Annotated in this window: 16 protein-coding genes; 6 read left to right on the plus strand and 10 right to left on the minus strand. The window is 68.5% G+C overall.

Annotated elements, in window-relative coordinates; all coding sequences use genetic code 11:
• Positions 1-223: 223 nt before the first annotated feature.
• From ACZ4S3_RS22355 to ACZ4S3_RS22375, 5 genes are all read left to right on the plus strand, one after another.
• A complete protein-coding gene (locus ACZ4S3_RS22355; protein WP_016573641.1) occupies positions 224-886 on the plus strand; it encodes a response regulator transcription factor in 663 nt (220 codons plus the stop codon).
• Between the two features lie 78 nt (positions 887-964).
• Positions 965-2,239: an HRDC domain-containing protein gene (locus tag ACZ4S3_RS22360; protein ID WP_467936812.1), complete on the plus strand. Its 1,275-nt coding sequence runs from the start codon at positions 965-967 to the stop codon at positions 2,237-2,239.
• Between the two features lie 408 nt (positions 2,240-2,647).
• Positions 2,648-3,868, plus strand: coding sequence for a thiolase family protein (locus ACZ4S3_RS22365; protein WP_467936814.1), 1,221 nt, complete (start codon positions 2,648-2,650; stop codon positions 3,866-3,868).
• A complete protein-coding gene (locus ACZ4S3_RS22370; RefSeq protein WP_467936816.1) occupies positions 3,865-5,994 on the plus strand; it encodes a 3-hydroxyacyl-CoA dehydrogenase NAD-binding domain-containing protein in 2,130 nt (709 codons plus the stop codon). The genes ACZ4S3_RS22365 and ACZ4S3_RS22370 overlap by 4 nt, the downstream gene beginning before the upstream one ends.
• A gap of 104 nt (positions 5,995-6,098) precedes the next feature.
• Positions 6,099-6,497, plus strand: a complete 399-nt coding sequence (locus ACZ4S3_RS22375; protein ID WP_467936818.1) for an NTP pyrophosphohydrolase — start codon at positions 6,099-6,101, stop codon at positions 6,495-6,497.
• A gap of 67 nt (positions 6,498-6,564) precedes the next feature.
• Here the strand turns inward: ACZ4S3_RS22375 and ACZ4S3_RS22380 are convergent, their stop codons facing one another.
• The 9 genes from ACZ4S3_RS22380 to ngcE form a co-directional block, all read right to left on the minus strand.
• Positions 6,565-8,112, minus strand: coding sequence for an amino acid permease (locus ACZ4S3_RS22380; protein WP_467936820.1), 1,548 nt, complete (start codon positions 8,110-8,112; stop codon positions 6,565-6,567).
• Between the two features lie 198 nt (positions 8,113-8,310).
• Positions 8,311-10,251 carry a 1-deoxy-D-xylulose-5-phosphate synthase gene (gene dxs / locus ACZ4S3_RS22385; RefSeq protein ID WP_467936822.1) on the minus strand — a complete coding sequence of 647 codons (1,941 nt, stop codon included), beginning with the start codon at positions 10,249-10,251 and terminating at the stop codon, positions 8,311-8,313.
• Between the two features lie 278 nt (positions 10,252-10,529).
• Complete coding sequence (locus ACZ4S3_RS22390) at positions 10,530-11,882, minus strand: sugar ABC transporter permease (RefSeq protein ID WP_467936824.1); 1,353 nt, start codon at positions 11,880-11,882, stop codon at positions 10,530-10,532.
• Positions 11,879-12,679: an ATP-binding cassette domain-containing protein gene (locus ACZ4S3_RS22395; RefSeq protein WP_467936826.1), complete on the minus strand. Its 801-nt coding sequence runs from the start codon at positions 12,677-12,679 to the stop codon at positions 11,879-11,881. The genes ACZ4S3_RS22390 and ACZ4S3_RS22395 overlap by 4 nt, the downstream gene beginning before the upstream one ends.
• 127 nt (positions 12,680-12,806) lie before the next feature.
• Complete coding sequence (locus ACZ4S3_RS22400; RefSeq protein WP_467936828.1) at positions 12,807-13,901, minus strand: substrate-binding domain-containing protein; 1,095 nt, start codon at positions 13,899-13,901, stop codon at positions 12,807-12,809.
• A 140-nt stretch (positions 13,902-14,041) separates the two neighbouring features.
• Positions 14,042-15,241 carry an ROK family transcriptional regulator gene (locus ACZ4S3_RS22405; RefSeq protein WP_467936830.1) on the minus strand — a complete coding sequence of 400 codons (1,200 nt, stop codon included), beginning with the start codon at positions 15,239-15,241 and terminating at the stop codon, positions 14,042-14,044.
• Positions 15,242-15,465: 224 nt separating this feature from the next.
• Positions 15,466-16,401 carry a carbohydrate ABC transporter permease gene (locus tag ACZ4S3_RS22410; protein ID WP_467936832.1) on the minus strand — a complete coding sequence of 312 codons (936 nt, stop codon included), beginning with the start codon at positions 16,399-16,401 and terminating at the stop codon, positions 15,466-15,468.
• A complete protein-coding gene (locus ACZ4S3_RS22415) occupies positions 16,401-17,324 on the minus strand; it encodes a carbohydrate ABC transporter permease (protein WP_467936833.1) in 924 nt (307 codons plus the stop codon). Before ACZ4S3_RS22415 ends, ACZ4S3_RS22410 begins: the two co-directional genes overlap by 1 nt.
• Positions 17,325-17,483: 159 nt before the next feature.
• The gene (gene ngcE, locus ACZ4S3_RS22420; protein ID WP_467936835.1) at positions 17,484-18,923 is read right to left on the minus strand and encodes an N-acetylglucosamine/diacetylchitobiose ABC transporter substrate-binding protein; all 1,440 of its coding nucleotides are present in this window, start codon (positions 18,921-18,923) and stop codon (positions 17,484-17,486) included.
• 466 nt (positions 18,924-19,389) lie between these two features.
• On the opposite strand from ngcE, the gene ACZ4S3_RS22425 reads away from it, so the two are divergent.
• Entirely contained in the window at positions 19,390-22,806 is a 3,417-nt protein-coding gene (locus ACZ4S3_RS22425; protein WP_467936837.1) for a GH92 family glycosyl hydrolase, read from the plus strand.
• Between the two features lie 94 nt (positions 22,807-22,900).
• Here ACZ4S3_RS22425 and acnA read toward each other — a convergent pair whose 3' ends face one another.
• Positions 22,901-25,618: an aconitate hydratase AcnA gene (gene acnA / locus ACZ4S3_RS22430; protein WP_467936839.1), complete on the minus strand. Its 2,718-nt coding sequence runs from the start codon at positions 25,616-25,618 to the stop codon at positions 22,901-22,903.
• Positions 25,619-25,863 lie beyond the last annotated feature (245 nt).

Here is a 25,863-nt window from a genome sequence, read left to right on the forward strand (position 1 = left end):
CTTGGCGTGCCCAGGTGAAGGCCGGTGCACATTCGCTGCTCACTCGATGTTCACCCTTGATCGCTCAGGCGTCCGATTTGCCCGAATTGCCCCTAACTAAATCGTGATCAAAGTCTAAAGTCCCGCCGGATTGCTGCCGAAGAGGTCAGTGACCCTTCAAACACGGATCATTCCGGCTCTCCCCAGCCGGTTTCCGTCCCCCGCCACTCCCCCAGGAGGCCCGGTGTCTGTTCTCCTCGAGCAACCTTCGAGCCTGGTCGCCTACCGCCCGAACAAGCCGACGGCCATGGTCGTCGTGGCCGACCCTCGCGTCCGCTCCACCGTCACCCGCCACCTGTGGGCTCTCGGAGTACGCGACGTGATCGAGGCATCGTCCATCGCGGAGGCCCGTCCCCGCGTCGGCAACCCGCGCGACATCTGCGTTGCCGACGTCCACCTGCCCGACGGCTCCGGCCTCACGCTGCTGTCCGAGACCCGGGCGGCGGGCTGGCCCAACGGCCTCGCGCTGTCCGCCGCCGACGACATCGGCGCGGTACGCAACGCACTGGCCGGCGGCGTCAAGGGCTACGTCGTCACCGGCACCCGTACCAACCTCGGTCTGCCCGGCCGGCCGGGCGCCGCGCCGATCGGCGCCAACGCGGCCCGTATGCAGCGCCGGCCTCCGGGCGCCCCCGGGCACCCCGGTGGCTATCGCGAGCTGTCGGGCCGGGAGGTCGAGGTGCTGCGGCTGGTTGCGGAGGGCCAGTCCAACAAGGCCATCGGCGTCTCGATGGGGCTCTCGGCACTGACCGTCAAGAGCCATCTCGCCCGTATCGCCCGCAAGCTCGGCACGGGTGACCGGGCCGGAATGGTGGCGGTCGCACTACGCACCGGCATCATCCACTGACCCCTCAGCCCGACCGTCCCGCCCGTCGAGGGAACGTTCCCTCGACGGGCGGTGTGCATACACAGATACCCTTGACTGGTGACCGACGCCCAAAAGACCGCAGCAGACACGACACTGCGAGCATCCGGAGACTCGCCTCCGGACCCCCGACCGGCGCCGGTCCCGCTCCTGGAGCCCCGCGAGGGCATCCCCCCGGTGACCGCCACCGACGCGGCGCTCGCCGAGGTGATCGCCTCCTTCGCGGCGGGCCGCGGCCCGGTCGCCGTCGACGCCGAGCGCGCCTCCGGCTACCGCTACGGCCAGCGCGCCTATCTCGTCCAGCTGCGCCGTGAGGGCGCCGGCAGCGTACTGATCGACCCGGTCGGCTGCCCGGACCTCACGGCACTCGGCGAGGCCATCGGCGACACCGAGTGGGTCCTGCACGCCGCCACCCAGGACCTGCCCTGTCTGCGTGACATAGGGATGGTCCCCACCCGGCTGTTCGACACCGAGCTGGCCGGTCGGCTGGCCGGTTTCGCCCGGGTCGGTCTGGGCGCGATGGTCGAGAACGTTCTCGGCTTCGCCCTGGAGAAGGGCCACTCCGCCGTCGACTGGTCCACCCGCCCGCTGCCCGAGCCCTGGCTGCGCTACGCCGCGCTGGACGTCGAGCTGCTGGTGGACCTGCGCGACGCGCTGGAGGAGGAACTGGAACGGCAGGGGAAGCTGGAGTGGGCCCGGCAGGAGTTCGCGGCCATCGCCGCCGCTCCCCCGCCACCGCCCCGCAAGGACCCCTGGCGCCGTACGTCCGGGATGCACAAGGTCCGCCGGCGCCGCCAGATGGCCGTCGTACGGGAGCTGTGGACGGCCCGGGACCAGGTCGCCCAGCGGCGCGACATCTCGCCGGGCAAGGTGCTCGGCGACGGCGCGATCGTGGAAGCGGCGCTGAACCTCCCGCCGAACAGCCACGCGCTGGCCGCGCTGGCCGGCTTCGGCCACCGTATGGGCCGCCGCCAGCTCGAGCAGTGGCAGGCCGCCGTGGACCGCGCGCGTGCGCTGCCGGACAGCGAGCTGCCGCAGCCCGGACAGCCGCTCAACGGCCCGCCGCCGCCCCGCTCGTGGGCCGACAAGGACCCGGCCGCCGCGGCCCGGCTGTCGGCCGCCCGCGCGGCGGTGACGGCACTCGCCGAGAGCCTCAACCTCCCGCAGGAGAACCTGATCACTCCGGACACGGTGCGCCGGCTGTGCTGGGAGCCGCCGGCCGAGCCCGCCGAGGAGTCGGTCGCCGAGGTGCTGACGGGGCACGGCGCCCGCCCCTGGCAGGTCGAGCTGGTCGCGCCGATCCTCACCGAGGCGCTGCTGGCGAACGGCGAGTGACGTCACCGGCCGGCCCCCGGCCGGCCGGGACCATCGTCGTCCCGTTCCCGTCCTCGGCGGTCCCGGCGTCGGCGGACCGCGTCAGCGTGCCGCTGCCGGGGTCGCCGTCCGTATCGGTGTGTCCCCCTGCGTCACGGCACCACACCTTTTGGTGGCGATACGGCTACTTTGGGCGCGATATGCGCGTATCACGCCACCGCCTCATCCGGCCCCGCCCCCTTCACGAAGTGGCGACGGGGCCGTTCTCACGCGTGGCCACACCGCCGTTCCGGGGCTCTTGCGGTGTGATGTTCGCCGCTCCCGGCGGTGGGGGTGTGCAGCTTGGTTACCCGTAAGTAGCATGTGGGTGTGAAGCGTCCCCCGGGGCGCCCCGCAGCAGTGCCATCCCGCACCTGGAGGAGAGCCAACGTGCCTCGTACCGCTAGGGACGTCGTCTTCGTCGACGGCGTCCGCACCCCGTTCGGCAAGGCGGGCCCGAAGGGCATCTACCACGAGACCCGCGCCGACGACCTGGTCGTCAAGTGCATCCGGGAGCTGCTGCGCCGCAACCCGGACCTGGACCCGGCCCGGATCGACGAGGTTGCCCTCGCCGCCACCACTCAGATCGGCGACCAGGGCCTGACCCTGGGCCGTACCGCCGGCATCCTGGCGGGCCTGCCGCAGTCCGTGCCCGGCTTCTCCATCGACCGCATGTGCGCCGGCGCGATGACCGCCGTGACCAGCATCGCCGGTGGCGTGTCCTTCGGTGCGTACGACATCGCCATCGCCGGTGGCGTCGAGCACATGGGCCGCCACCCCATGGGTGAGGGCGTCGACCCCAACCCGCGCTTCGTGTCGGAGAAGCTGGTCGACCAGTCCGCCCTGTTCATGGGCATGACGGCCGAGAACCTGCACGACCGTCTGCCGCACCTCACCAAGCAGCGCGCCGACGAATACGCCGTGCGCAGCCAGGAGAAGGCCGCGAAGGCGTACGCCGACGGCAAGATCCAGGCCGACCTGGTGCCGATCTCGGTGCGCCGCACCAACGCCGAGGCGGGCGAGACCGGTTGGGGCCTGGCCACCGCCGACGAGCCGATGCGTCCGGGCACGACCCTGGAGAACCTCGCGGGCCTCAAGACCCCGTTCCGTCCGCACGGCCGGGTGACCGCGGGCAACGCCGCCGGTCTCAACGACGGTGCCACCGCCTCGCTGATCGCCGCCGAGGACGTGGCGCGCGAGCTGGACCTGCCGGTCAAGATGCGCCTGGTGGACTTCGCCTTCGCCGGCGTCGAGCCCGAGGTGATGGGCATCGGCCCGGTCCCGGCGACCGAAAAGGCGCTGGCCAAGGCCGGTCTGACGATCGATGACATCGGTCTGTTCGAGATCAACGAGGCGTTCGCCGTCCAGGTGCTGTCGCTGCTCGACCACTACGGCATCGCCGACGACGACCCGCGCGTCAACCAGTACGGCGGCGCGATCGCCTTCGGCCACCCGCTCGCGTCCTCCGGCGTCCGGCTGATGACCCAGCTGGCCCGGCAGTTCGAGGAGCAGCCGCAGGTCCGTTACGGCATCACCAGCATGTGTGTCGGCTTCGGCATGGGCGGCACCGTGATCTGGGAGAACCCGCACTTCGAGGGAGCAGGCAAGTGACCACCACCACTGAGCTGTTGAAGGGTGCGGCCGAGCTGTTCCCCGACGAGGTCGTGACGCAGGCGCACGTACGTCATCTCGACCTCCCCCAGGGCGCGGGCACGTTCGCGCTCATCACGCTGGACAACGGCCTGGACCACACCAAGCCGACCACCTTCGGCCCCCAGTCGCTGGCGAACCTCAACGCCGCCATCGACCAGGTGGAGAAGGAGGCCGCGGACGGCAAGATCGTCGGCGTCGGTCTGACCGGCAAGCCGTTCATCTTCGCGGTCGGCGCCGACCTCAAGGGCGTCGAGCTGCTCAAGCGGCACGACGACGCGCTGGCCATCGGCAAGGGCGGCCACGACGTCTTCAAGCGGCTGTCGGGCCTGGCCGTGCCGACCTTCGCGTACTACAACGGCGCGGCGATGGGCGGCGGCGTCGAGGTCGGTCTGCACTGCACCTACCGCACGGTGTCGAAGGCGCTGCCCGCCTTCTCGCTCCCCGAGGTCTTCCTCGGCCTGGTCCCCGGCTGGGGCGGCTGCGTCCTGCTGCCGAACCTGATCGGCGCGGACCGCGCGGTCTCGGTCATCATCGAGAACTCCCTCAACCAGAACAAGCAGCTCAAGGGCACGCAGGTCCACGACCTCGGGATCGCCGACGCGATCTTCGAGGGCGCGGACTTCCTCGAGCAGTCGCTGATCTGGACCGCCTCGGTGCTGAAGGGCGAGACCGAGGTCGTACGGCCCGAGATCGACCGCGGTGCGGCCTGGGACGCGGCCGTGGCGCGCGGCGAGGCCATCGCCGACGGCAAGGTGCACGGCGCGGCCCCGGCCGCCTACCGCGCGCTGGAGATCATCGCCGCCGCCAAGAACGGTGAGCTGCAGCAGGGCTTCGACGCCGAGGACCAGGCGCTGGCCGACCTCATCATGGGCGGCGAACTGCGCAGCGGCATCTATGCGTTCAACCTGGTGCAGAAGCGCGCCAAGCGGCCCGCGGGCGCCCCGGACAAGAAGCTGGCCCGTCCCGTCACCAAGGTGGGTGTGGTCGGCGCCGGTCTGATGGCCTCGCAGCTGGCGCTGCTCTTCGCGCGCCGCCTGGAGGTCCCGGTCGTCCTCACGGACATCGACCAGGCCCGGATCGACAAGGGCGTGGACTACGTCCACGGCGAGATCGACAAGCTGCTGCTCAAGGGCCGGGTCAACCAGGACAAGGCCAACCGCCTCAAGGGCCTGGTGAGCGGTCACCTCGACAAGGCCACCGCCTTCGGCGACGCGGACTTCGTCATCGAGGCCGTCTTCGAGGAGATGGGCGTCAAGCAGAAGGTGTTCGCCGAGGTCGAGGCGGTCGTGCCGGAGCACGCCATCCTCGCCACCAACACCTCCTCCCTCTCGGTCACCGAGATGGCCGCGAAGCTCCGGCACCCCGAGCGGGTCGTGGGCTTCCACTTCTTCAACCCGGTCGCGATCCTGCCGCTGCTGGAGATCGTGCGCGCCGAGAAGACCGACGACGCCTCGCTGGCCACCGCCTTCGCGGTCGCCAAGTCGCTGAAGAAGACGGCCGTGCTGGTCAAGGACGCCCCGGCGTTCGTCGTCAACCGCATCCTGACCCGCTTCATGGGCGAGATCCAGAACGTCATCGACGAGGGCACCCCCGTCGACGTCGCGGAGAAGGCCATCGAGCCGCTCGGTCTGCCGATGTCGCCGCTGGTGCTGCTGGAGCTGGTCGGCCCGGCGATCGGTCTGCACGTCTCCGAGACGCTGCACGGCGCGTTCCCGGACCGCTTCACCGTCTCCCCCAACCTGAAGGCGGTCGTCGAGGCCGGCAAGCGCGGCTTCTACGTCTACGACTCCGGCAAGCCGGAGCTGGACCCCGAGGTCGCCGCGCTCCTCAAGCAGGGCGACTCCGTCCTGACCGAGGCGCAGGTGCGCGACCGCGTCCTGGACGCCGTCGCCCAGGAGATCGGCCTGATGCTCGACGAGGGCGTCGTCGCCGAGGCCCAGGACATCGACCTGTGCCTGATCACCGGTGCCGGCTGGCCCTTCCACCTGGGCGGCATCACGCCGTACCTGGACCGCGAGGGCGTCTCCGAGCGCGTCACGGGCAAGAAGTTCCTGGCCCCGGGCGTCGCGAGCGTGCCCGCGTAAGCGGTCGCAGGAGGCCTCGCAGGAGGTGAGATGCGCGGGCCGTCCCGGTGGGGCGGCCCGCGCATCCGTGTGTTCACGGCCTGCGGCCGTGGCAGGCTGGCGCCATGGATTCCTTGGTCATTGTCGATGCCGCGAATGTGGTCGGCTCGGTGCCGGACGGCTGGTGGCGGGACCGGCACGGGGCGGCGGAGCGGTTGCGGGATGCGCTGCCGGCGTACGTCGAGGGCGGGCTGCCGGGGCTGGTGGCGCCGCCGCTGGAGATGGTGCTGGTCGTGGAGGGGGCGGCGCGCGGGGTGGCGTCCGTCGATGGCGTACGGGTGGAGTCCGCGGGCGGGAGCGGGGACGACCGGATCGTGGAGTTGGTGGCGGAGGAGGGCCAGGGGCGGGACTGTCTGGTGGTCACCGCGGATCGTGGACTGCGCGAGCGGGTCGAGGCGTTGAGGGCGCGGGTAACCGGGCCGCGCGCCGTCTGGGGCGGGCGGCGGGGCGGCCCCAGGGAGTAGGCGCGGGGCATGAGAAGGGGCCCGTACGGGCTGATGGCCGTACGGGCCCGGGGGTTGACGGGCGGGGTTACGGACGGGGGCCGGCCGTGCCCTCCTTGTCCTTCCGGCGCGAGCGGATGCCGAGGCGGCTGTGGGAGCGGCCGTACACGAAGTAGATGCCGAAGCCGACCACCATCCAGATTCCGAAGCGGATCCAGGTCTCGGTGGGCAGGTTGAGCATCAGCCACAGCGAGGCCAGGACGGACAGGACCGGGACGAGCGGGACGAGCGGGGTACGGAAGGAACGGGGCAGGTCGGGGCGGGAGCGGCGGAGGATGACGACGCCGATGGCGACGACCACGAACGCGAACAGCGTGCCGATGTTGACCAGTTCGGCCAGTACGTCGATGGAGGTGAAGCCGGAGGCGATGGCGACCACGACGCCCAGCAGGATGGTCGCCCGGTACGGGGTGCCAAAGCTCGGGTGGGACCGCGAGAAGACCCGCGGCATCAGCCCGTCCCGGCTCATGGCGAAGAACACCCGGCTCTGGCCGAGCAGCAGGATCATGCAGACCGAGGTGAGGCCGACGGCCGCGCCGAAGCTGATGATGTTCGCGTAGAAGGGATGTCCGAGGTCCTTGAAGGCGTCGGCGAGCGGGGCGTCGGTGGAGAGCTTGCTGTACTTCTCCATGCCGGTGACGACGACGGAGACGGCGACGTAGAGGATCGTGCAGATGGCGAGCGAGCCGAGGATGCCGCGCGGCACGTCGCGCTGGGGGTTGCGGGTCTCCTCGGCCGCGGTGGCCACGATGTCGAAGCCGATGAAGGCGAAGAAGACCACGGCCGCGGCGGCGAAGATGCCCATGGTGCCGAAGTTGGACGGGGTGAAGCCGAACATCAGCTGGACCAGCGGCGCGGCCAGCCCGCCGCCGCCCGTGGTGGGTTCGCTCGGCGGGATGAACGGCCGGTAGTTGGCGCCGCTGATGAAGAAGGCGCCGGCGATGATGACCAGCAGCACGACGGTGACCTTGATGCCGACGATCACGGCCGTCACCCGCGAGGACAGCTTCATGCCGAGGACCAGGATGCCGGTCAGGACGAGGACGAGGACGCAGGCGAGAAGGTCGAAGCCGAAATGCCCCTCGTGGGTGCCGGCCAGCCATGTGGGCAGATGCCACCCGGCGGAGTCCAGCAGGGAGCGGATGTAGCCGGACCAGCCGACCGCGACCACCGCGCAGCCCAGGGCGAGTTCGAGGATCAGGTCCCAGCCGATGATCCAGGCGGGCAGCTCGCCGAGGGACGCGTAGGAGAAGGTGTAGGCGGATCCGGCGACCGGGACGGTGGAGGCGAATTCCGCGTAGCACAGTGCCGCCAGTGCGCAGACCACGCCCGCGACGACGAAGGCGAGTGCGACGGACGGCCCCGCCTGTTCCTTGGCGATCTTGCCGGTGAGAACGAAAATGCCGGTGCCGATGACGACACCGACACCGAAGACGGTGAGATCGAGCGCTGAAAGGGACTTCTTGAGCGAGTGCTCCGGCTCCTCGGTGTCCTGGATCGACTGCTCCACAGTCTTCGTCCGGAACATGCCGCGATCGCGGCGCGAAATTTTCCCTGTGCCGTGCTGTGTGCTCATGGGCGAACCTCCGCCTGGACGACCCTCGCAACTCTCCTGAACTGACCGAGTCTCCGCAATGGGGAGAAACAGTCAGTGTCGGCGGGCCTTCGCACGGCGGTGATTCACCCGATGAGGTGTGGCGGCGGATATGCCGATGGGCCGGGCGGAACACCCGTACGGGTGGCCGGCCGGCCCATCGCGGTGCCGTGCGGCGGATCAGTCGCGGGCGACCTCGGCGGTCCGGCCGTTCGCGGCCTCCACGGGCTCGGCGTCGCCGGCACGGTTGTCGATCCGTGCGACGAGGCCCGTCACCTGGCGGGCGATGTCCGGCGCGGTGAGCCCGATCTCGACCATGACCTCCTTGCGGGAGGCGTGGTCCAAGAAGCGCTCGGGGATGCCGAAGTCGCGCAGCGGAAGGTCCACGCCGGCGTCGCGCAGCGCCTGCGCGATCGCCGAACCGACGCCGCCGGAACGGATGTTGTCCTCGACGGTGACCACGACACGGTGCTTGGCGGCCAGCCCCGGCAGCGCCGCGTCGACCGGCTTGACCCACCGCGGGTCGACGACGGTGGTGGAGATGCCCTGCTTGTCGAGCAGATCGGCGATCTCCAGGCACATCGGTGCGAGCGCGCCCACGGAGACCACCAGCACATCCGGCTTCGCGGCCTTGCTCTCGCGCAGTACGTCCATGCCGCCGGCCTTCCCGACCGCGGGAACGGCCGGTCCGACGACGCCCTTGGAGTAGCGCAGCACCGTCGGCGCGTCCTTGACCTGGACGGCCTCGCGCAGCTGGGCGCGCAGCTGCTCGGCGTCGCGCGGGGCGGCGAGCCGCAGCGTGGGCACGACCTGGAGCATGGACATGTCCCACATGCCGTTGTGCGAGGCGCCGTCGTCGCCCGTGACACCGGCCCGGTCCAGGACGAAGGTCACGCCGCACTTGTGCAGCGCGACATCCATCAGGACCTGGTCGAAGGCCCGGTTGAGGAACGTCGCGTAGACGGCGAATACGGGGTGTACGCCGCCGGTGGCCAGGCCCGCGGCCGAGGTGGCGGCGTGCTGCTCGGCGATGCCGACGTCGTAGATACGGTCCGGGAACGCCTCGGCGAACTTCTTCAGGCCGACCGGCTGGAGCATGGCCGCGGTGATCGCGACGAGGTCCGCGCGCTCCTTGCCGAGCCGGACCATCTCGTCGCCGAAGACGGAGGTCCAGCTGGCGGCCGCGGTCTTGACGGGCAGGCCGGTGTCCGGGTGGATCGGGCCGATGCCGTGGAAGCGGTCGGCCTCGTCCTGCTCGGCGGGCTTGTAGCCGCGGCCCTTCTCGGTGAGGCAGTGCACGATGACCGGGCCGCCGAACCGCTTGGCGCGGGCCAGCGCGGACTCCAGCGCCTCGATGTCATGGCCGTCGATCGGGCCGACGTACTTGAGGCCCAGGTCCTCGAACATGCCCTGCGGCGCGATGAAGTCCTTCAGGCCCTTCTTGGCGCCGTGCAGGGTCTCGTACAGCGGCTTGCCGACGACCGGCGTGCGCTCGAGGAGGTCCTTGCCGCGGGCCAGGAAACGCTCGTAGCCCTCGGTGGTACGGAGCGTCGCGAGGTGGTTGGCGAGGCCGCCGATGGTCGGGGCGTAGGAGCGCTCGTTGTCGTTGACGACGATGACGAGCGGGCGGTCCTTGGCGGCCGCGATGTTGTTGAGCGCCTCCCAGGCCATGCCGCCGGTCAGGGCCCCGTCACCGATGACGGCGACGACATGGTCGTCCTTGCCGCGCACCTCGTTGGCCTTGGCCAGGCCGTCGGCCCAGCCCAGCACCGTGGAGGCGTGACTGTTCTCGATGACGTCGTGCGGCGACTCGGCGCGGGAGGGATAGCCGGACAGGCCGCCCTTGGTGCGCAGGCCGGTGAAGTCCTGGCGGCCGGTGAGCAGCTTGTGGACGTAGGACTGGTGCCCCGTGTCGAAGAGGACCTTGTCCTTCGGGGAGTGGAAGACGCGGTGCAGGGCGATGGTCAGCTCGACCACGCCGAGGTTCGGGCCGAGGTGTCCGCCGGTCTTGGACACCGCGTCGACGAGGAAGGTACGGATCTCCCCTGCCAGCTGCTCAAGCTGCTCCGGCTCCAGCCGGTCCAGATCGCGCGGTCCCCTGATACGGGAAAGCAACGCCACCCCTGCCTCCTTGCGTTCTGCCTGCTGCCTGTGCCTGCTGCCGTGCATCGAGCTTGCCGATCAGATGAGTCTAATGTTCCGTCCGCTGAGCCGACGGCCGGGCCTTGCGATGTATGTCACCTGGGTGCTGCACCCAAACGGAGCCACCCGCGCACACGGACCGGCCCCCACCGGCGTATGCCTGGTGGGGGCCGGTCCGCGGTGGAAATCCGGCGCGGGCGTCTACCGGTCCTCAGGTGCGCCCGGTGCGCTGCTGCACTCGAAGAGCTACCCGGTCCTCAGGTGCGCCCTGCGGTCTTTTGGGTACGGCGGGAGACCGAGTCGATCACCACGGCGGCGAGCAGGACCGCGCCGGTGATCATGTACTGGATCTCGCTGGCCATGCCGAGCAGGTTCAGCCCCTGCTGGATCGCCTGGATGACCAGCATGCCCAGCAGCGCGGACCAGATCTTGCCACGGCCGCCGAAGAGGCTGGTACCGCCGATGACGGCCGCCGCGATGACGTTCATCAGCGTGTTTCCGGAGCCGAGGTTCTTCGTGGCGCCACCGGAGAGGCTGGCGATGAACAGTCCGCCGAAGGCCGCGAGCATCCCGGAGATCGCGAAGACGCTGATCCGGATCTTGTTGACGTTGATGCCTGCCCGGCGGGCCGCCTCGGCGTTGCCGCCGACCGCGAAGATCTGGCGTCCGTAGGTCGTACGGCGCACCACGAAGTCCGCGATGACCAGGACCGCGAGGAACAGCACCAGGGCCAGCGGCAGGCCACGGGCGCCGGCCGGCTCGTTGAGGACGTAGGCGACGACGAAGGCCATCACCGCGACCACGCCGGTGCGCAGCAGGATCTCGCTGAGCGGCCGCGACGGCAGCGCGGCGGTCTTACGGCGCTTGCTGTCCAGCAGCAGCGAGCCGGCGTAGGCGAGGACCGCGATCAGCGCGAGGCCGTAGGCGGCTGCCTTGTCCTCGAAGTAGTAGCCGGTGAGGTTCTCCACCAGGCTGCCGCTGGGCGTGTTGATGGAGCCTTCCTTGCCCATCATCCAGATCTGCAGGCCGCTCCAGCCGAGGAAACCGGCCAGGGTGACGACGAAGGCGGGCACGCCGACCTTGGCGAAAAAGAACCCGTGCAGGGCGCCGATGGCGATGCCGGCGCCGACGGCGATCAGGACCGCGAGGTAATCGTTGACGCCGTGGGTGACGCTGAGCACGGCCCAGACGGCCGCGCCGACGCCCGCCACCGAGCCGACCGAGAGATCGATCTCACCGAGCAGCAGGACGAAGACGATGCCGACGGCCATGATGCCGAGGCCCGAGGTGTAGACACCGATGTTGGCGAGGCTGTCGGCGGACAGGAAGCTGCTGTTCTTGAGCTGGAAGACGATCGCGATCACGATCAGGCCGATGACGACCGGCAGCGAGCCCAGCTCACCGCCGCGCACCCGGCGCTTGAAGTCGTTGAGATAGCCCGTGAAGCCCTGCTCGCGGACGAGCAGGCGGGGGTCGACGGCGGCCGGGGCGGTCTCGGTCTTCACTGCCTCGGTCTGCACGGCCCCGGACTCCTCGGCCGCACCCTTCTCGGCCACGGGCTTCTCGGCCCCGGACTTCTCGGCCGCGGGCCCCTTGGTGAGGTCACTCATGCTCCGACCTCCTTCTTCACCTGGTCCGTACGTGCCTTGCGGCGGGTGACGGCGTTGTCCGAGGCGCCGGTGATGGCGGCGACGATTTCTTCGTGGGAGGTGCCGTCGACGTCGAAGACACCGTTGTTGCGGCCCAGCCGCAGCACCGCGACCCGGTCCGCGACGGCCTGCACATCGGCCATGTTGTGGCTGATGAGGATGACGCCGAGCTCGCGCTCGCGCAGCCGCTCGACGAGGTCGAGGACCTGGGCGGTCTGCTCGACGCCGAGGGCCGCGGTGGGCTCGTCGAGGATGACGACCTTCGGGTCACCGATCAGCGCGCGGGCGATGGCGACGACCTGCCGCTGACCGCCGGAGAGCGCGGCGACGGGGATACGCACGCTGGGGATGCGGATGGACAGGGTGTCCAGCAGCTCCTTGGCGCGCTTTTCCATCGCGATCTCGTCGAGAACACCGGCGCTGCGGATCTCGTTGCCGAGGTAGAGGTTGGCGACGACGTCGAGGTTGTCGCACAGCGCGAGGTCCTGGTAGACGGTCGCGACGCCGAGTTCCTGGGCGTCGTGCGGCTTGTTGATGCGTACCGCCCTGCCCTCCCACTCGATGGCACCGTCGTCGACCGGGTGAACACCCGAGATGGTCTTGACCAGGGTGGACTTGCCGGCGCCGTTGTCGCCCACGAGGGCGACCACCTCACCGGGGTGGATCTCCAGGGTGACGTCCGTGAGTGCCTGGACGGCGCCGAACCGCTTGGAGATTCCGCGCAACGCCAGCACAGGCGTAGCGGACACGTGAATCATCTCCTTCGCCGCCGTCACAACGGCGGGGATGGTGGTGCGAAGAGCGCGGGGCTCTGCGAAGTGGGGGTGTGAACGGCCCGCGCCAAGGACGGGGCGGCGCGGGCCGGGGCCGGGGGCCGGGGGGCCTTTACTTGATGCCGGCCGCTTCGCAGGCCTTCTTGACGTCGCCGGTGCAGATCTGGCTCGCCTTGTAGACCTTGTCCTTGATGATCGTGGACGCGATGTTGTCCTTGGTCACGATCTGGGCGTCGTAGAGCTTGGCCGGGATGCCCTTGACCTCGCCGCTGAGGCTGTCGACCTTGGTGTCCGTCAGGGAGCCGATCTTCTCGCCCTTGAGCAGCTTGACCGCGATCTCGGCCGTGGAGTCGGCCTGCGGCTTGATCTGCTTGTAGATGGTGAACGCCTGGTCGCCCTTGAGGATCCGCTGCAGGCCCGCGAGCTCGGCGTCCTGGCCGCCGACCGGGACCTTGACGCCCTGCTGCTTGAGGGCGGTGATGATGCCGCCGGCCATGCCGTCGTTGCCGGAGTAGACGCCCTGGAAGCCGTCCTTGCCGAGCGAGTCGATGGCCGCGCCCATCTTCTTGTTGGCCTCGTCGGGCGACCAGTCCGGGATGTCCTGCTCGTAGCTGATCTTCTTGACCTGCTTGTCGAGGACGCTGTGGGCGCCCTTCTTGAAGAACGGCATGTTCGGGTCGGTGGGCGAGCCGTTGATCATGACGACATTGCTGTCCTTGGCCTTGTCGCCGAGCGCCTTGACCAGCGCCTGGCCCTGGAGGCGGCCGATCTTCTCGTTGTCGTAGGAGACGTAGGCGGAGATGTTGCCCTCGGCCAGCCGGTCGTACGCGACGACCTTGACGCCCTTCTTGGCGGCTTGGTTCACCCAGGACTTGGTGGCCTTGTAGTCGACCGAGTCCAGAATGATCACCTTCACGCCCTGGGTGATCAGCGCGTCGAACTGCTTCTTCTGGTTCTCGGTGTCCTGTGACGCGTTGTTGTACTGCACCTTGCAGTCGCTGCACAGCGCATTGATCTTCGCCTCGATCAGCGGGCGGTCGAAGGTCTCGTAACGGGTGGTCTTGTTCTCCGGCAGCAGCAGACCGATGGTCTTGCCGTCACCGCCGCCTGCCTTGGCGCCGTCACCGGCCTTGCCGCAGGCGGCCACGGAGAGTGCCATCGAGACGGCGGCGGTGCCTATAACGACGCGACGCGTCCAAACGTTCATTGGGGTTGCCTCCCTGACGTGGCCGCGTCGTTGCGGCCGAGGTGGCTGGAAGTCAACTCGGCCGCCAGCCCACCGTCAAGGAGTAAATTCTTAACGAGATGACAACGGTGCCATGCGTTAGCTGTGTGAACGCAGCGCTCTCACGCCAGGGCGGGTGCGTCCACGCTCTGCACGCCGTCGAGCAGGGTCGAATCGCCCATCTCGCTCAGCACCAGCGCGAGCGCGCCCAGCACCTCGGCGCGGCCGCCGAGAGTGCCGGGAACGATCCCCAACTGCCGTGCCGCGCTGGGAATTGCGTACCGCGATACCGACTCCCTGATCGGCGCCAGCACCAGCTCACCGGCCTCCGCGAGATCGCCACCGAGCACCACCCTGCTCGGATTGAGCAGATTGCACAGATTCGCCACACCACTACCGATATAACGGCCTACGTCCGCGATCACCCGTCGACAGCCGGGATCGCCTTCACGCGCCAGCTGCACCACCCGCGCCATGGTCAGATCCGCGCCATGGCTGGGCTGCAGCAGCGGGAGGACGTACCGGGCGGCGGTGAAGGTCTCCAGACAGCCGCGGTTGCCGCAGCGGCACACGGGTCCGGACTCGTCCAGCGTGATGTGCCCGATCTCGCCGGCGGTGCCGCCCGGCCCGCGGTAGATCTGCCCGCTGATCACCAGGCCCGCGCCGACACCGCTGGCCACCTTGATGTACGCCAGATCGGCGGCACCCCGGCCACCGCCCCACACCAGCTCGCCCAGCGCGCCCAGGTTGGCGTCGTTGTCGACGTATACGGGCACGCCGAGGCGGCCGGACAGCTCCTCGCTGGGGTTCGTACCGGACCAGCCCGGCAGAATCGCGGTCGACCCCAGGGTCCCGGATTCGACATCGATGGGGCCCGGCACGCCCAGGCCGACGCCGATGACCTTGCCGGCGTCGATCCCGGTCGCCTTGATCAACCGGTTGACCAGCCGCTCGGCCCGGTCGAAGCCCTCGGCCGCGGAGGCGTCCACATCGATCGGCTCGGCCTCCTCGGCGAGCACCTGGTGAGCCAGGTTTCCGACCGCCACCCGCAGATGGGAGTGCCCGAAGTCGACGCCCACGACGATGCCCGCGTCGCCCGAAAGGGAGACGCTGCGCGCCCGCCGGCCGCCCGCGGAGGTGGGGGTCACCTCGACGGTCCCGCCGTCCTTCAACTCGCGAACGATGTTGGACACGGTGGCCGCGGACAGCCCCGTGCTCCGGGCGATCTCCGCCTGGGTGAGTGAGCCCGCCATACGCACCGCCCGTACGACCCGCTCCAGATTGGCCCGGTGCAGCGAGGACTGCGACCCCGGAGTCTCCATCGACTCATCCACTCCCGCCTGGGGCGAACAGCACGACGACCGCCCGCCGCGCCGGGCCACGCCAGCGGGGCCCAGCACTGTCTCCAACATGTGAATCTAAGCTGACGCGTCTGGGCCGCCTCCCGTCAAGTCCTTGAGCGGCCAAGAGATCAAGCGGATATACGTGGGGAATGCCCGGGGCCTCCCGCGGCGAACCGGCGGGAGGCCCCAGTGACGCGCGGCCGCTATTTGAGCGCCCCGGCCGTCAGACCGGCCACCACCTGCCGCTGGAAGATGATGTAGGCCGCGAGCACCGGCAGCATCGCGATCGTCAGGCCGGCGAAGAGCCCCGACCAGTCCCCCTTGTACCCCTGGCTCACCGCCAGCGCCACCAGCCCCTGGGTCAGCATCTTCTTGTCCGGGTCGCCGACGTTGAGCACGGTCGGCAGCAGGTACTGGTTCCACTGCCCCAGGAAGTTGAAGATCCCGACGCTGATCAGGCCGGGCTTCGCCATCGGCAGCATCACCTGGAAAAAGGTGCGGGTGTGCGAGGCCCCGTCGATGAGCGCGGCCTCCGCCACCGATGTCGGCAGCGTTTTGAAGAAGCCGCTGAGGAAGAACACCGTGAACGGCAGCGAATAGGCGATATAGATCAGGATCAGTCCGTGGTACGTGTCCAGCAGCGTCATGTTCTTCATGACGAAGAACAGCGGGACCAGCGCCAGGATGACCGGGAAGCCCATGCCGCCCACGAACAGGAAGTACAGAAAGCGGTTTCCGGGGAAATCGAAGCGGGCCAGCACATACGCCGCCATCGACCCGAGCAGCATCGTGCCGATCAGCGAACCCCCCACCACGATGAGCGAGTTGAGGAAGTACTGGCCCATGTTCGCCTTGTCCCAGGCGCGGGCCCAGTTGTCGAAATGCAGGACCGCCGGGAGTCCCCAGGGCGAGCCGAAGATCTCGGTGTCGTCCTTGAAGGAGCTGACCACCGCCCACAGCAGCGGCATGGTGACCAGCAGACCCCAGATCACCAGGACGCCGTGCGAAAAGACATTGAGGACCCCGCCCTCACTGCTTCCGCCGCGGGTCTTCCTACCGCGGGGCGGCTCGGCGGGACCGGCGGGCGGCATCTCCTTCGTGACGCCCGGCAGCTCCGCGGGATCCGTCTGCGCACTCATCAGAACTCCAGTCGCTCACGTCGTCCCAGCCGCATCACAATGGCCGAGAAGATGAGGGTCACCAGCAGCAGGGAAACGCCGATCGCGGTCGCGTATCCGGCCTGACCGTCGCGGAAGGTCTTCTGGTACACGTACAGCGGAAGAACCTCGGTCGCATAGTCGGGGCCGCCCGGACCGACGCTCATGATCTGCACGAACGCGAAGGCCGAAACATCCAGGGCAAGGATGCCCATATAGATCCAGCCGGTCTGGACGGTGTCCCACAGCAGCGGCAGGGTGATCCGGAAGAACGTGTTCAAACGGTTCGCGCCGTCCAGCAGCGCGGCCTCGTAGAAGTCCTTCGGAATGGAGCTCATACCGGCGGAGAAGAGCACGACGTAGAAGCCGACATTGGCCCACACCATCGCACCCATCACGCACCACAGGGCGATCTGCGGGTCCCCCAGCCAGTCCGGCTGCACGTTGTCCAGACCGATCGCCTTGAAGAACGCGTTGAGCGCGCCGCTCTCCGGGTTGTACGCGAACTGGAACAGCAGCGCGACGATCGGGACGGACAACACCTGCGGGAAGAAATACAGAATCTTGTACGCGCCCGAGCCCCGTACGCCGCCGATCACCGCCTTCTTCCGCCGGCGGCCCCCGACATTGAGCATGAAGGCGAAGAAAAGCCCGAGCGACAGCGTCACCACCGGCAGCAGAAGCAGCAGCGTCACGCTGTTGCCCACGGCGGCCCAGAAGACATCGTCGTGGAAGAGCCGGACGTAATTGTCGAAGCCGACCATCTGCATGTCCGGACTCAGGCCGGTCCAGTCCGTGAAGGAGTAATAGATGGCCTGCACGAACGGCGAGATCACGAAGATCGCATAAATCGCCAGCGGGACGGCCAGGAACCCCGCGATGAAACGGTATTTACCGTGCTGCATGACTACCGATCCCGTTCTCTCCATGGGGGCATCTCCCGCACGTGGGGGTCCCCCGCGCGAACCAAGCCGAGCGTGGGGGAAAGCCGAGCGTGGGGAGGATGCCGCCGCTCGTGACGCGCCCCCGGCTATCGCCAGGAGATGCCCCCACGAACTCATCGGTCAGCGCTTGTACTTCTTGACACTGGAGTCGTCGCGGGTGTCGTCCGCGTACTTCTGGATCTTCTTTATGGCCTCGTCCGGCGTCATCCGGCCGGCCATCATCTCGCCCAGCGCGCCGACCCCGATCCGCTCCTTCTGCAGGGCCACATACCAGTCCTGCAGCCGCGGATTGACGATGTTCGAGCCGGCCTTCTGCAGCGCCGCCGTTGCCGAGGCCAGACCCGGCGGGAGCGTGATGCCCTCGGTGCCGCCGTTGAACGAGCAGAGCGAGGAGACCTGCTTGATGAAATTCTGCGCGGATTTCTTGCTGAGCATGACGCGCAGCAGTTCCATCCCGCCCTCGGAGTTCTTCGCCTTCCTGGGGACGATGTACGGCTCGCCGCCCGAGGCCCAGATCGCGCCGAACGGCAGCTTGTCCGAGGTGGAGAGGCTGGACGGCGCGCCGACCGCGAGGTCGAATTTCGGGTTCTTCGCGATCTGCTTGGCCGACTCGTTCTCCACCCACGATCCGTTGGGGATGAACAGCGCCTTGCCGTCGGCCCACGCCTTCTGCGACTGGAGGTGGTCCAGCCCCGGCGAGCCCTTGAGGACGTACCCCTTCTTGTACAGCTCGTAATAGGCGTCGAATGCCGCCTTGACCGCCGGGTCCTTCCAGGCGTTCGGCTCCAGATTGTCGATCCGCCGCAGCACCTCCGCACCGCCGATCTTGGCGATCATCGGGTACAGGCTGAAGGGCAGGTAGTAGGGGTACTTGCCCGGATAGGTCCAGCCCGCGATGCCCTGTTTCTTGGCCTTCGCGCACAGCGCGAGCATGTCGTCCCAGGTCTCGGGGTATTCCGCGTCCAGCTTCTGCAGATTCCCCTTGGAGTACCACACGCCGTACACCGTGTACGCGTAGTACAGGATCCAGGTCTCTTTACCACCGAACTGCCCCATCTCGATGACACCGGGGCGCAGCGTGTCGCGCACCTTCTTCTGCGGGTCATCGACCGAGGGGGCGTCCAGGAGCGGCGTCAGATCGCTGAGCTGGTCCTTGGCGACCAAGGTGCCGAAATCCATCTGTTCCGCACCGGAGTTGTCGACGAGATCGGGGGGATTTCCCCCGTTGAAGCGCGGCTGCAGCGTCGACTGAATCTTCTGCGTCGAGGAGAGCTTGACCTTGCCGGCGGCCTTGGGGAACGCCTTGGTGTACTCGGCCTGCGCGTCCTTGGCGTACTTGTCGCCGAATCCACCGTCGAAGATGACGACATCAAGCCCCGCGGATTCATTGACGGCGAGCGGATTCTTCGCCGTCTTCTTTCCCTTGGCGACCTTGTCACCGTCTCCGCTGGAGGCGCCGGCACACGCCGACAACATACTCATGGCCGGTACGGCGACGATCCCCAGGGCTGCGGCCCGCTTGACCAGATCGCGACGGTTGAATTCTGAGGTGGATCCCATGCTCAAGTCCTCGCCTTCTTCAGGACTCAGGCGGTGTACCGGAGCCACCCCGGCACCGCAGGTCAGATGAAGCTGAGTTGTACGGGATGTGCACCGGACGCGCGGGATACGCGCTAGAGAGACGCGGGGAAATCATCCATTCCCCCGCACCCTCCCGGATCCACGGCCCGGTCGCCCGGCCGCTCGGATGCCGACAGGTATAGTCCACTTCCGGCCGAAGGGGCAAGATCGAATGCAGGGTTGGACGGCGTCTTTCCCTAGTTGAGACCTCTCCGGCATGCAGGGCGGATCCCCTCTTGTCCGACGCGTCGGTTGCCCGGCCGGTACGACGACCCACCGGCCGCATCGGCACCCTTGACACCAATGCCCCCACCCCCCTTACTTATCTCTGCCTATCTCCACTCATCTCTGCGTATCTCAGCGCCATCCAACTGACAACGATGTCAACCACGTTGAGAGGGCTCGCGTGCGGCACAGACACCGGCACCGTCCATCGCGGGGATTCACCCGCCCCGCCGCCCTCGCGGCGGCCGCTCTGCTCGCCATCACCTTCCAGGGCCCGGCGCAGGCAGCGGCACCCCAAGCGCCTCCGGGGACAACGGAGTTCCGCTCCTCCTTCGAACCCGGCGATCCGTCGCCGACCTGGACCGACGCCGTCGAGACCGCCCCCGACGGCACACCCCGGGCCGCCGGCGTCACCCCGGAAGCCACCTCCGCGACACCCGGTATGACGAGCCGGCCCGACACCGGCCCCGCCGACTCCCCCACCGCCAAGCCGCACGCAGGATTCACCGGCACCCACGCCCTGCGCTACGCCGGCACCCACACCGGCCCCGCCCGCGGCTACTCGTACAACAAACTCTTCGACGTCAACGTTCGCGTCACGGCGTCAACGTCCCTCTCCTACAAGCTCTTCCCGCAGATGACCACGACCGACCTCGCCTATCCCGCGACCCATGTCGCCGTGGACCTGGCCTTCACCGACGGCTCCTACCTCAGCGACCTGCACGCCGTCGACCAGCACGGCGCCCCCCTGTCACCGCAGGGCCAGGGCGCTTCCAAAACCCTCTACGTCAATCAGTGGAACCACCGCGAGTCGCGCATCGGCGCGGTCGCCGCCGGCAAAACCGTCGACCGCATCCTCATCGCCTACGACGCCCCCGAGGCGCCCCGCACCGCACCGGCCTTCCGCGGCTGGCTCGACGACCTCACCCTCGCACCCCAGCCCCCGGAGAAGAGGCTCCCCCACCTCTCCGATTACGCCCTCACCACCCGCGGCACCCTCTCCAGCGGCAGCTTCTCGCGCGGCAACACCTTCCCCGCCACCGCCGTCCCCAACGGCTTCAACTTCTGGACCCCGGTCACCAACGCCGGCTCCTCCGACTGGCTCTATGAGTACGCACGGCGCAACAACGCCGACAACCTCCCCACCCTCCAGGCCTTCAGCGCCAGCCACGAGCCCAGCCCCTGGATGGGCGACCGCCAGACCTTCCAGGTCATGCCCTCCACCGCCGGCGGCACCCCGAACGCCTCCCGCACCGCCCGCGCCCTCCCCTTCCATCACGCCAACGAGACCGCGCGCCCCCACTATTACGGCGTCACCTTCGACAACGGCCTCAAGACGGAGATCACCCCCACCGACCACGCCGCCCTGATGCGGTTCACCTTCCCCGGCAACGACGCCAACCTCATCTTCGACAACGTCAGCAACAAGGGCGGCCTGTCCCTGGACACCGAGCACGGCGTCGTCACCGGCTTCTCCGACGTCAAGAGCGGCCTGTCCGTCGGCGCGACCCGGCTCTTCGTCTACGGCGTGTTCGACGCACCGGTCACCGGGGGCGGCAGGCTCGAGGGCGGCGGAGGCAAGGACGTCACCGGCTATCTCCGCTTCGCACCCGGCGTCGACCGCACCGTCACCATGCGCATCGCCACCTCCCTGATCAGCGTGGACCAGGCCAAGGCCAACCTGTCCCACGAAATCCCCGCCGACGCCACCTTCGCCGCCGTCATGCAGCGCGCCCGGTCCCAGTGGGATGCCCTCCTGGGCCGCGTCGAGGTCGAGGGCGCGAGCCGGGACCAGCTCACCACCCTCTACTCCAACCTCTACCGCCTCTACCTCTACCCCAACTCCGGCTCCGAGAAGGTCGGTTCACGCACCCGCTACGCCAGCCCCTTCTCCCCTCAGACCGGCCCCGACACCCCCACCCGCACCGGCTCGAAAATCGTCGACGGCGATATCTACGTCAACAACGGCTTCTGGGACACCTACCGGACCACCTGGCCCGCCTATTCTCTCCTCACCCCGAAACGCGCCGGGAAAATGGTCAATGGCTTCGTCCAGCAGTACAAGGACGGCGGCTGGATCTCCCGCTGGTCCTCCCCCGGCTATGCGGACCTGATGACCGGTACGAGTTCGGACGTGGCCTTCGCCGATGCCTACGCCAAGGGCGTGACATTCGACGCGGAGGCGGCCTACTCCGCGGCCGTCAAAAACGCCACCGTGGCCCCGCCCCACCCAGGTGTCGGCCGCAAAGGCATGAATACCTCCCCCTTCCTCGGCTATACGAGCACCGACACCCGCGAGGGCATGTCCTGGGCCCTGGAGGGCTACCTCAACGACTTCGGCATCGCGCGCATGGGAAAGGCGCTGTACGAGAAGACACACAAGCACCGCTACAAGGAAGAATCGGACTACTTCCGGCGGCGCGCCCAGAACTACGTCACGCTTTTCGACGACAAGGTCGGCTTCTTCCAGGGCAAGGACGCCAAGGGCAACTGGCGCCTCCCACCAGGCACGTTCGACCCCCGCGTCTGGGGCAACGACTACACCGAGACCAACGCCTGGACCTACGCCTTCACCGCACCCCAGGACACCCGGGGCCTGGCCAACCTCTACGGCGGCCGCTCCGCCCTCGCCCGGAAACTGGACGCGTACTTCGCCACCCCGGAAACCGCCGCCAAGGAATTCGCCGGCTCCTACGGTGACGTCATCCACGAAATGACCGAGGCCCGCGACACCCGCATGGGCATGTACGGCCACAGCAACCAGCCCGCACACCACATCGCCTATGTCTACGACGCCACCGGAGCGCCCTACAAAACCCAGCAGAAGGTCCGTGAGGCGCTCTCCCGCCTTTACCTCGGCAGCGAAATCGGCCAGGGCTACCCGGGCGACGAGGACAACGGCGAGATGTCCGCCTGGTACATCTTCAGCTCGCTCGGCTTCTATCCCCTGGTCATGGGCCAGGGCGAATACGCGGTCGGCTCCCCGCTCTTCACCAAGGCCACCCTCCACCTGGAGAACGGCCACGACCTGACCATCAGCGCACCCCGCAACAACGCCCGCAACATCTACGTACAGGCGCTCAAGGTCAACGGAAAGCCCTGGAATTCCACCGCCCTGCCCCACTCGGTGCTCTCGCGCGGCGGCACCCTGGAGTTCGCCATGGGTCCCAAGCCCTCGGCCTGGGGCAGCGGCAAGAACGCCGGACCGACGTCCCTCACCCACGGCGACCAGGTCCCCACCCCCGCACACGATCTGACCGTGCCGGGAGGCTCACCGCTGCTGGACAACACCTCGGATACGGACGCCGTCGTCGGCGCGGCCGCGGACCTGCCGGTGACCTCCGCCGGAAGCCGCGCCGTGCAGTACACCCTCGCCTCGTCCGAGCACCAACAGGCCCCCACCGGCTGGGTGTTGCAGGGCTCGCAGGACGGTTCGGCATGGACGGACCTGGACAAACGCGCCGGCGAGACCTTCACCTGGGACCACCAGACGAGGGTCTTCACCGTCGCCCACCCGGGTCCGTACGCGCACTACCGCCTTGCCCCCACCGGGGACGGGGCAACTGCGAGGCTCGCGGAGGTGGAACTGCTGTCCTGATACGGGGGGACGACGGCTGAGGGGCCGCTGGAAACGGCCAACGGGCCGCACCCCCTCCGAGGGGAGTGCGGCCCGTAGCTGCTCTGGGTGGTGCTTACTTGCGGATCAGCGACCGCAGCACGTACTGCATGATGCCGCCGTTGCGGTAGTAGTCCGCCTCACCGGGGGTGTCGATACGGACGACCGCGTCGAACTCGACGCCCGTGTCCGTCGTCACCTTGACGGTGCGCGGGGTGGTGCCGTTGTTCAGCTCGGTCACACCGGTGAAGGAGAAGGCCTCCTCGCCGGTGAGGCCCAGCGACTCGGCGGACGCGCCCTCGGGGAACTGGAGCGGGAGGACGCCCATGCCGATGAGGTTCGAGCGGTGGATGCGCTCGTAGGACTCGGCGATGACGGCCTTGACGCCGAGGAGCGCGGTGCCCTTGGCGGCCCAGTCGCGGGACGAGCCGGAGCCGTACTCCTTGCCGGCCAGGATGACCAGCGGGATGCCGGCGGCCTGGTAGTTCTGCGAGGCGTCGTAGATGAAGCCGACCGGCCCGCCGTCCTGGGTGAAGTCGCGGGTGAAGCCGCCCTCGGTGCCCGGCGCGATCTGGTTGCGCAGGCGGATGTTGGCGAAGGTGCCGCGGATCATGACCTCGTGGTTACCACGGCGCGAGCCGTAGGAGTTGAAGTCGCGACGCTCGACGCCGTGCTCGGTGAGGTACTTGCCGGCCGGGGTGTCGGCCTTGATCGCACCGGCCGGGGAGATGTGGTCGGTGGTGACCGAGTCGCCCAGCTTGGCCAGCACGCGGGCATCGGCGATGTCCTCGACCGGGGTCGTCTCCATCGTCATGCCCTCGAAGTACGGGGGCTTACGGACGTAGGTGGACTGCGGGTCCCACTCGAAGGTGTTGCCGGTCGGGACCGGCAGCGCCTGCCACTGGGCGTCGCCCGCGAAGACGTCCTGGTAGGACTTGTTGAACATGTCCTCGCCGATGGCGTGGGCCACAACGTCGTTGACCTCGGCCTCGGTCGGCCAGATGTCGGCCAGGTAGACCGGCTTGCCGTCCTGGTCGGTGCCGAGCGCGTCCTTGGTGATGTCCACCTTCATCGAACCGGCGAGGGCGTACGCGACGACCAGCGGCGGCGAGGCGAGGTAGTTCATCTTGACGTCGGGGTTGATCCGGCCCTCGAAGTTACGGTTGCCGGAGAGCACCGAGGTGACGGCCAGGTCGTGGTCGTTGACGGCCTTGGAGACCTCCTCCGGCAGCGGGCCGGAGTTACCGATGCAGGTGGTGCAGCCGTAGCCGACGAGGTTGAAGCCGACCTTGTCGAGGTAGGGGGTGAGCCCCGCCTTGTCGAAGTAGTCGGTGACGACCTTGGAGCCCGGGGCGAGGGTGGTCTTGACCCACGGCTTGCGGGTCAGGCCCTTCTCCACGGCCTTCTTCGCGACCAGCGCGGCGGCGACCATGACGTAAGGGTTCGAGGTGTTGGTGCAGGAGGTGATGGCTGCGACCGTCACCGCACCGTGGTCGATCTCGTACGTCGAGCCGTCGGGGGCGGTCACGGTGACCGGGTTCGACGGGCCGCCGTTGGGGTGGACGGCCGGGGAGTCGGAGGCCGGGAAGGACTCCTGGCCCGCCTCGTCCACGCTGTCGACGTAGTTGCGGACGTCCTGCTTGAACTGCTCGGCGGCGTTGGCCAGGACGATGCGGTCCTGCGGGCGCTTCGGGCCGGCGATCGACGGGACGACCGTCGACAGGTCCAGCTCCAGCTTCTCGGAGAAGTCGGGCTCGGCGGCCGGGTCGAGCCAGAGGCCCTGCTCCTTGGCGTACGCCTCGACGAGCGCGACCTGCTGCTCGGAGCGGCCGGTGAGCTTGAGGTAGTTCAGGGTCTCGTCGTCGATCGGGAAGATCGCGGCGGTGGAGCCGAACTCCGGCGACATGTTGCCGATGGTGGCGCGGTTGGCGAGCGAGGTGGCGGAGACGCCCTCACCGTAGAACTCGACGAACTTGCCGACGACGCCGTGCTTGCGCAGCATCTCGGTGATCGTGAGGACCAGGTCGGTGGCCGTCGTACCGGGCTTCAGCTCGCCGGTCAGCTTGAAGCCGACGACGCGCGGGATGAGCATCGAGACCGGCTGGCCGAGCATCGCGGCCTCGGCCTCGATGCCGCCGACGCCCCAGCCCAGCACACCGAGGCCGTTGACCATGGTGGTGTGCGAGTCGGTGCCGACGAGGGTGTCGGGGTAGGCCTGGCCGTTGCGCACCATGACCGTACGGGCAAGGTGCTCGATGTTGACCTGGTGGACGATGCCGGTGCCCGGGGGGACGACCTTGAACTCGTCGAACGCGGTCTGGCCCCAGCGCAGGAACTGGTAGCGCTCCTTGTTGCGGCCGTACTCCAGCTCGACGTTCTGCGCGAACGCGTCATTCGTACCGAACTTGTCGGCGATGACGGAGTGGTCGATGACCAGCTCGGCGGGGGCCAGCGGGTTGATCTTGTCGGCGTCGCCGCCGAGCTCCTTGACGGCCTCACGCATGGTGGCGAGGTCCACGACACAGGGCACGCCAGTGAAGTCCTGCATGATCACGCGGGCCGGCGTGAACTGGATCTCCTGGCTGGGCTGGGCCTGGGAGTCCCAGCTCCCGACCGCCCGGATGTGGTCGGCGGTGATGTTCGCGCCGTCCTCGGTGCGGAGCAGGTTCTCCAGCAGCACCTTCAGGCTGTACGGCAGACGGGCGGAGCCCTCGACCTTGTCCAGCTTGAAGATCTCGTACGACTCGTCGCCCACCTGCAGCGTGCTGCGGGCGTCGAAGCTGTTCGCCGACACGACAGTCTCCTTCATGCATGAATTCGCGCGTACCTCCGCGCTGTCACCAAATGCGGCTGCCACCACGTGGTGCCGTCACAGGTGCTTGCCCATCCGCTAAGGTGTGCCTAAGTTAGGCATGCCTTACTAGCGCGGCAGCGGTACGCCTCTTGGCAGATATCTCGATGTCGAGATAACTCTAATACATCGCCGCCTCGGGGTCATGCCCCGCCCGGGTGTCCCGTGACAGCAAACCTGGCCGCACC

It is taken from the genome of Streptomyces sp. NPDC028368, assembly GCF_055565615.1.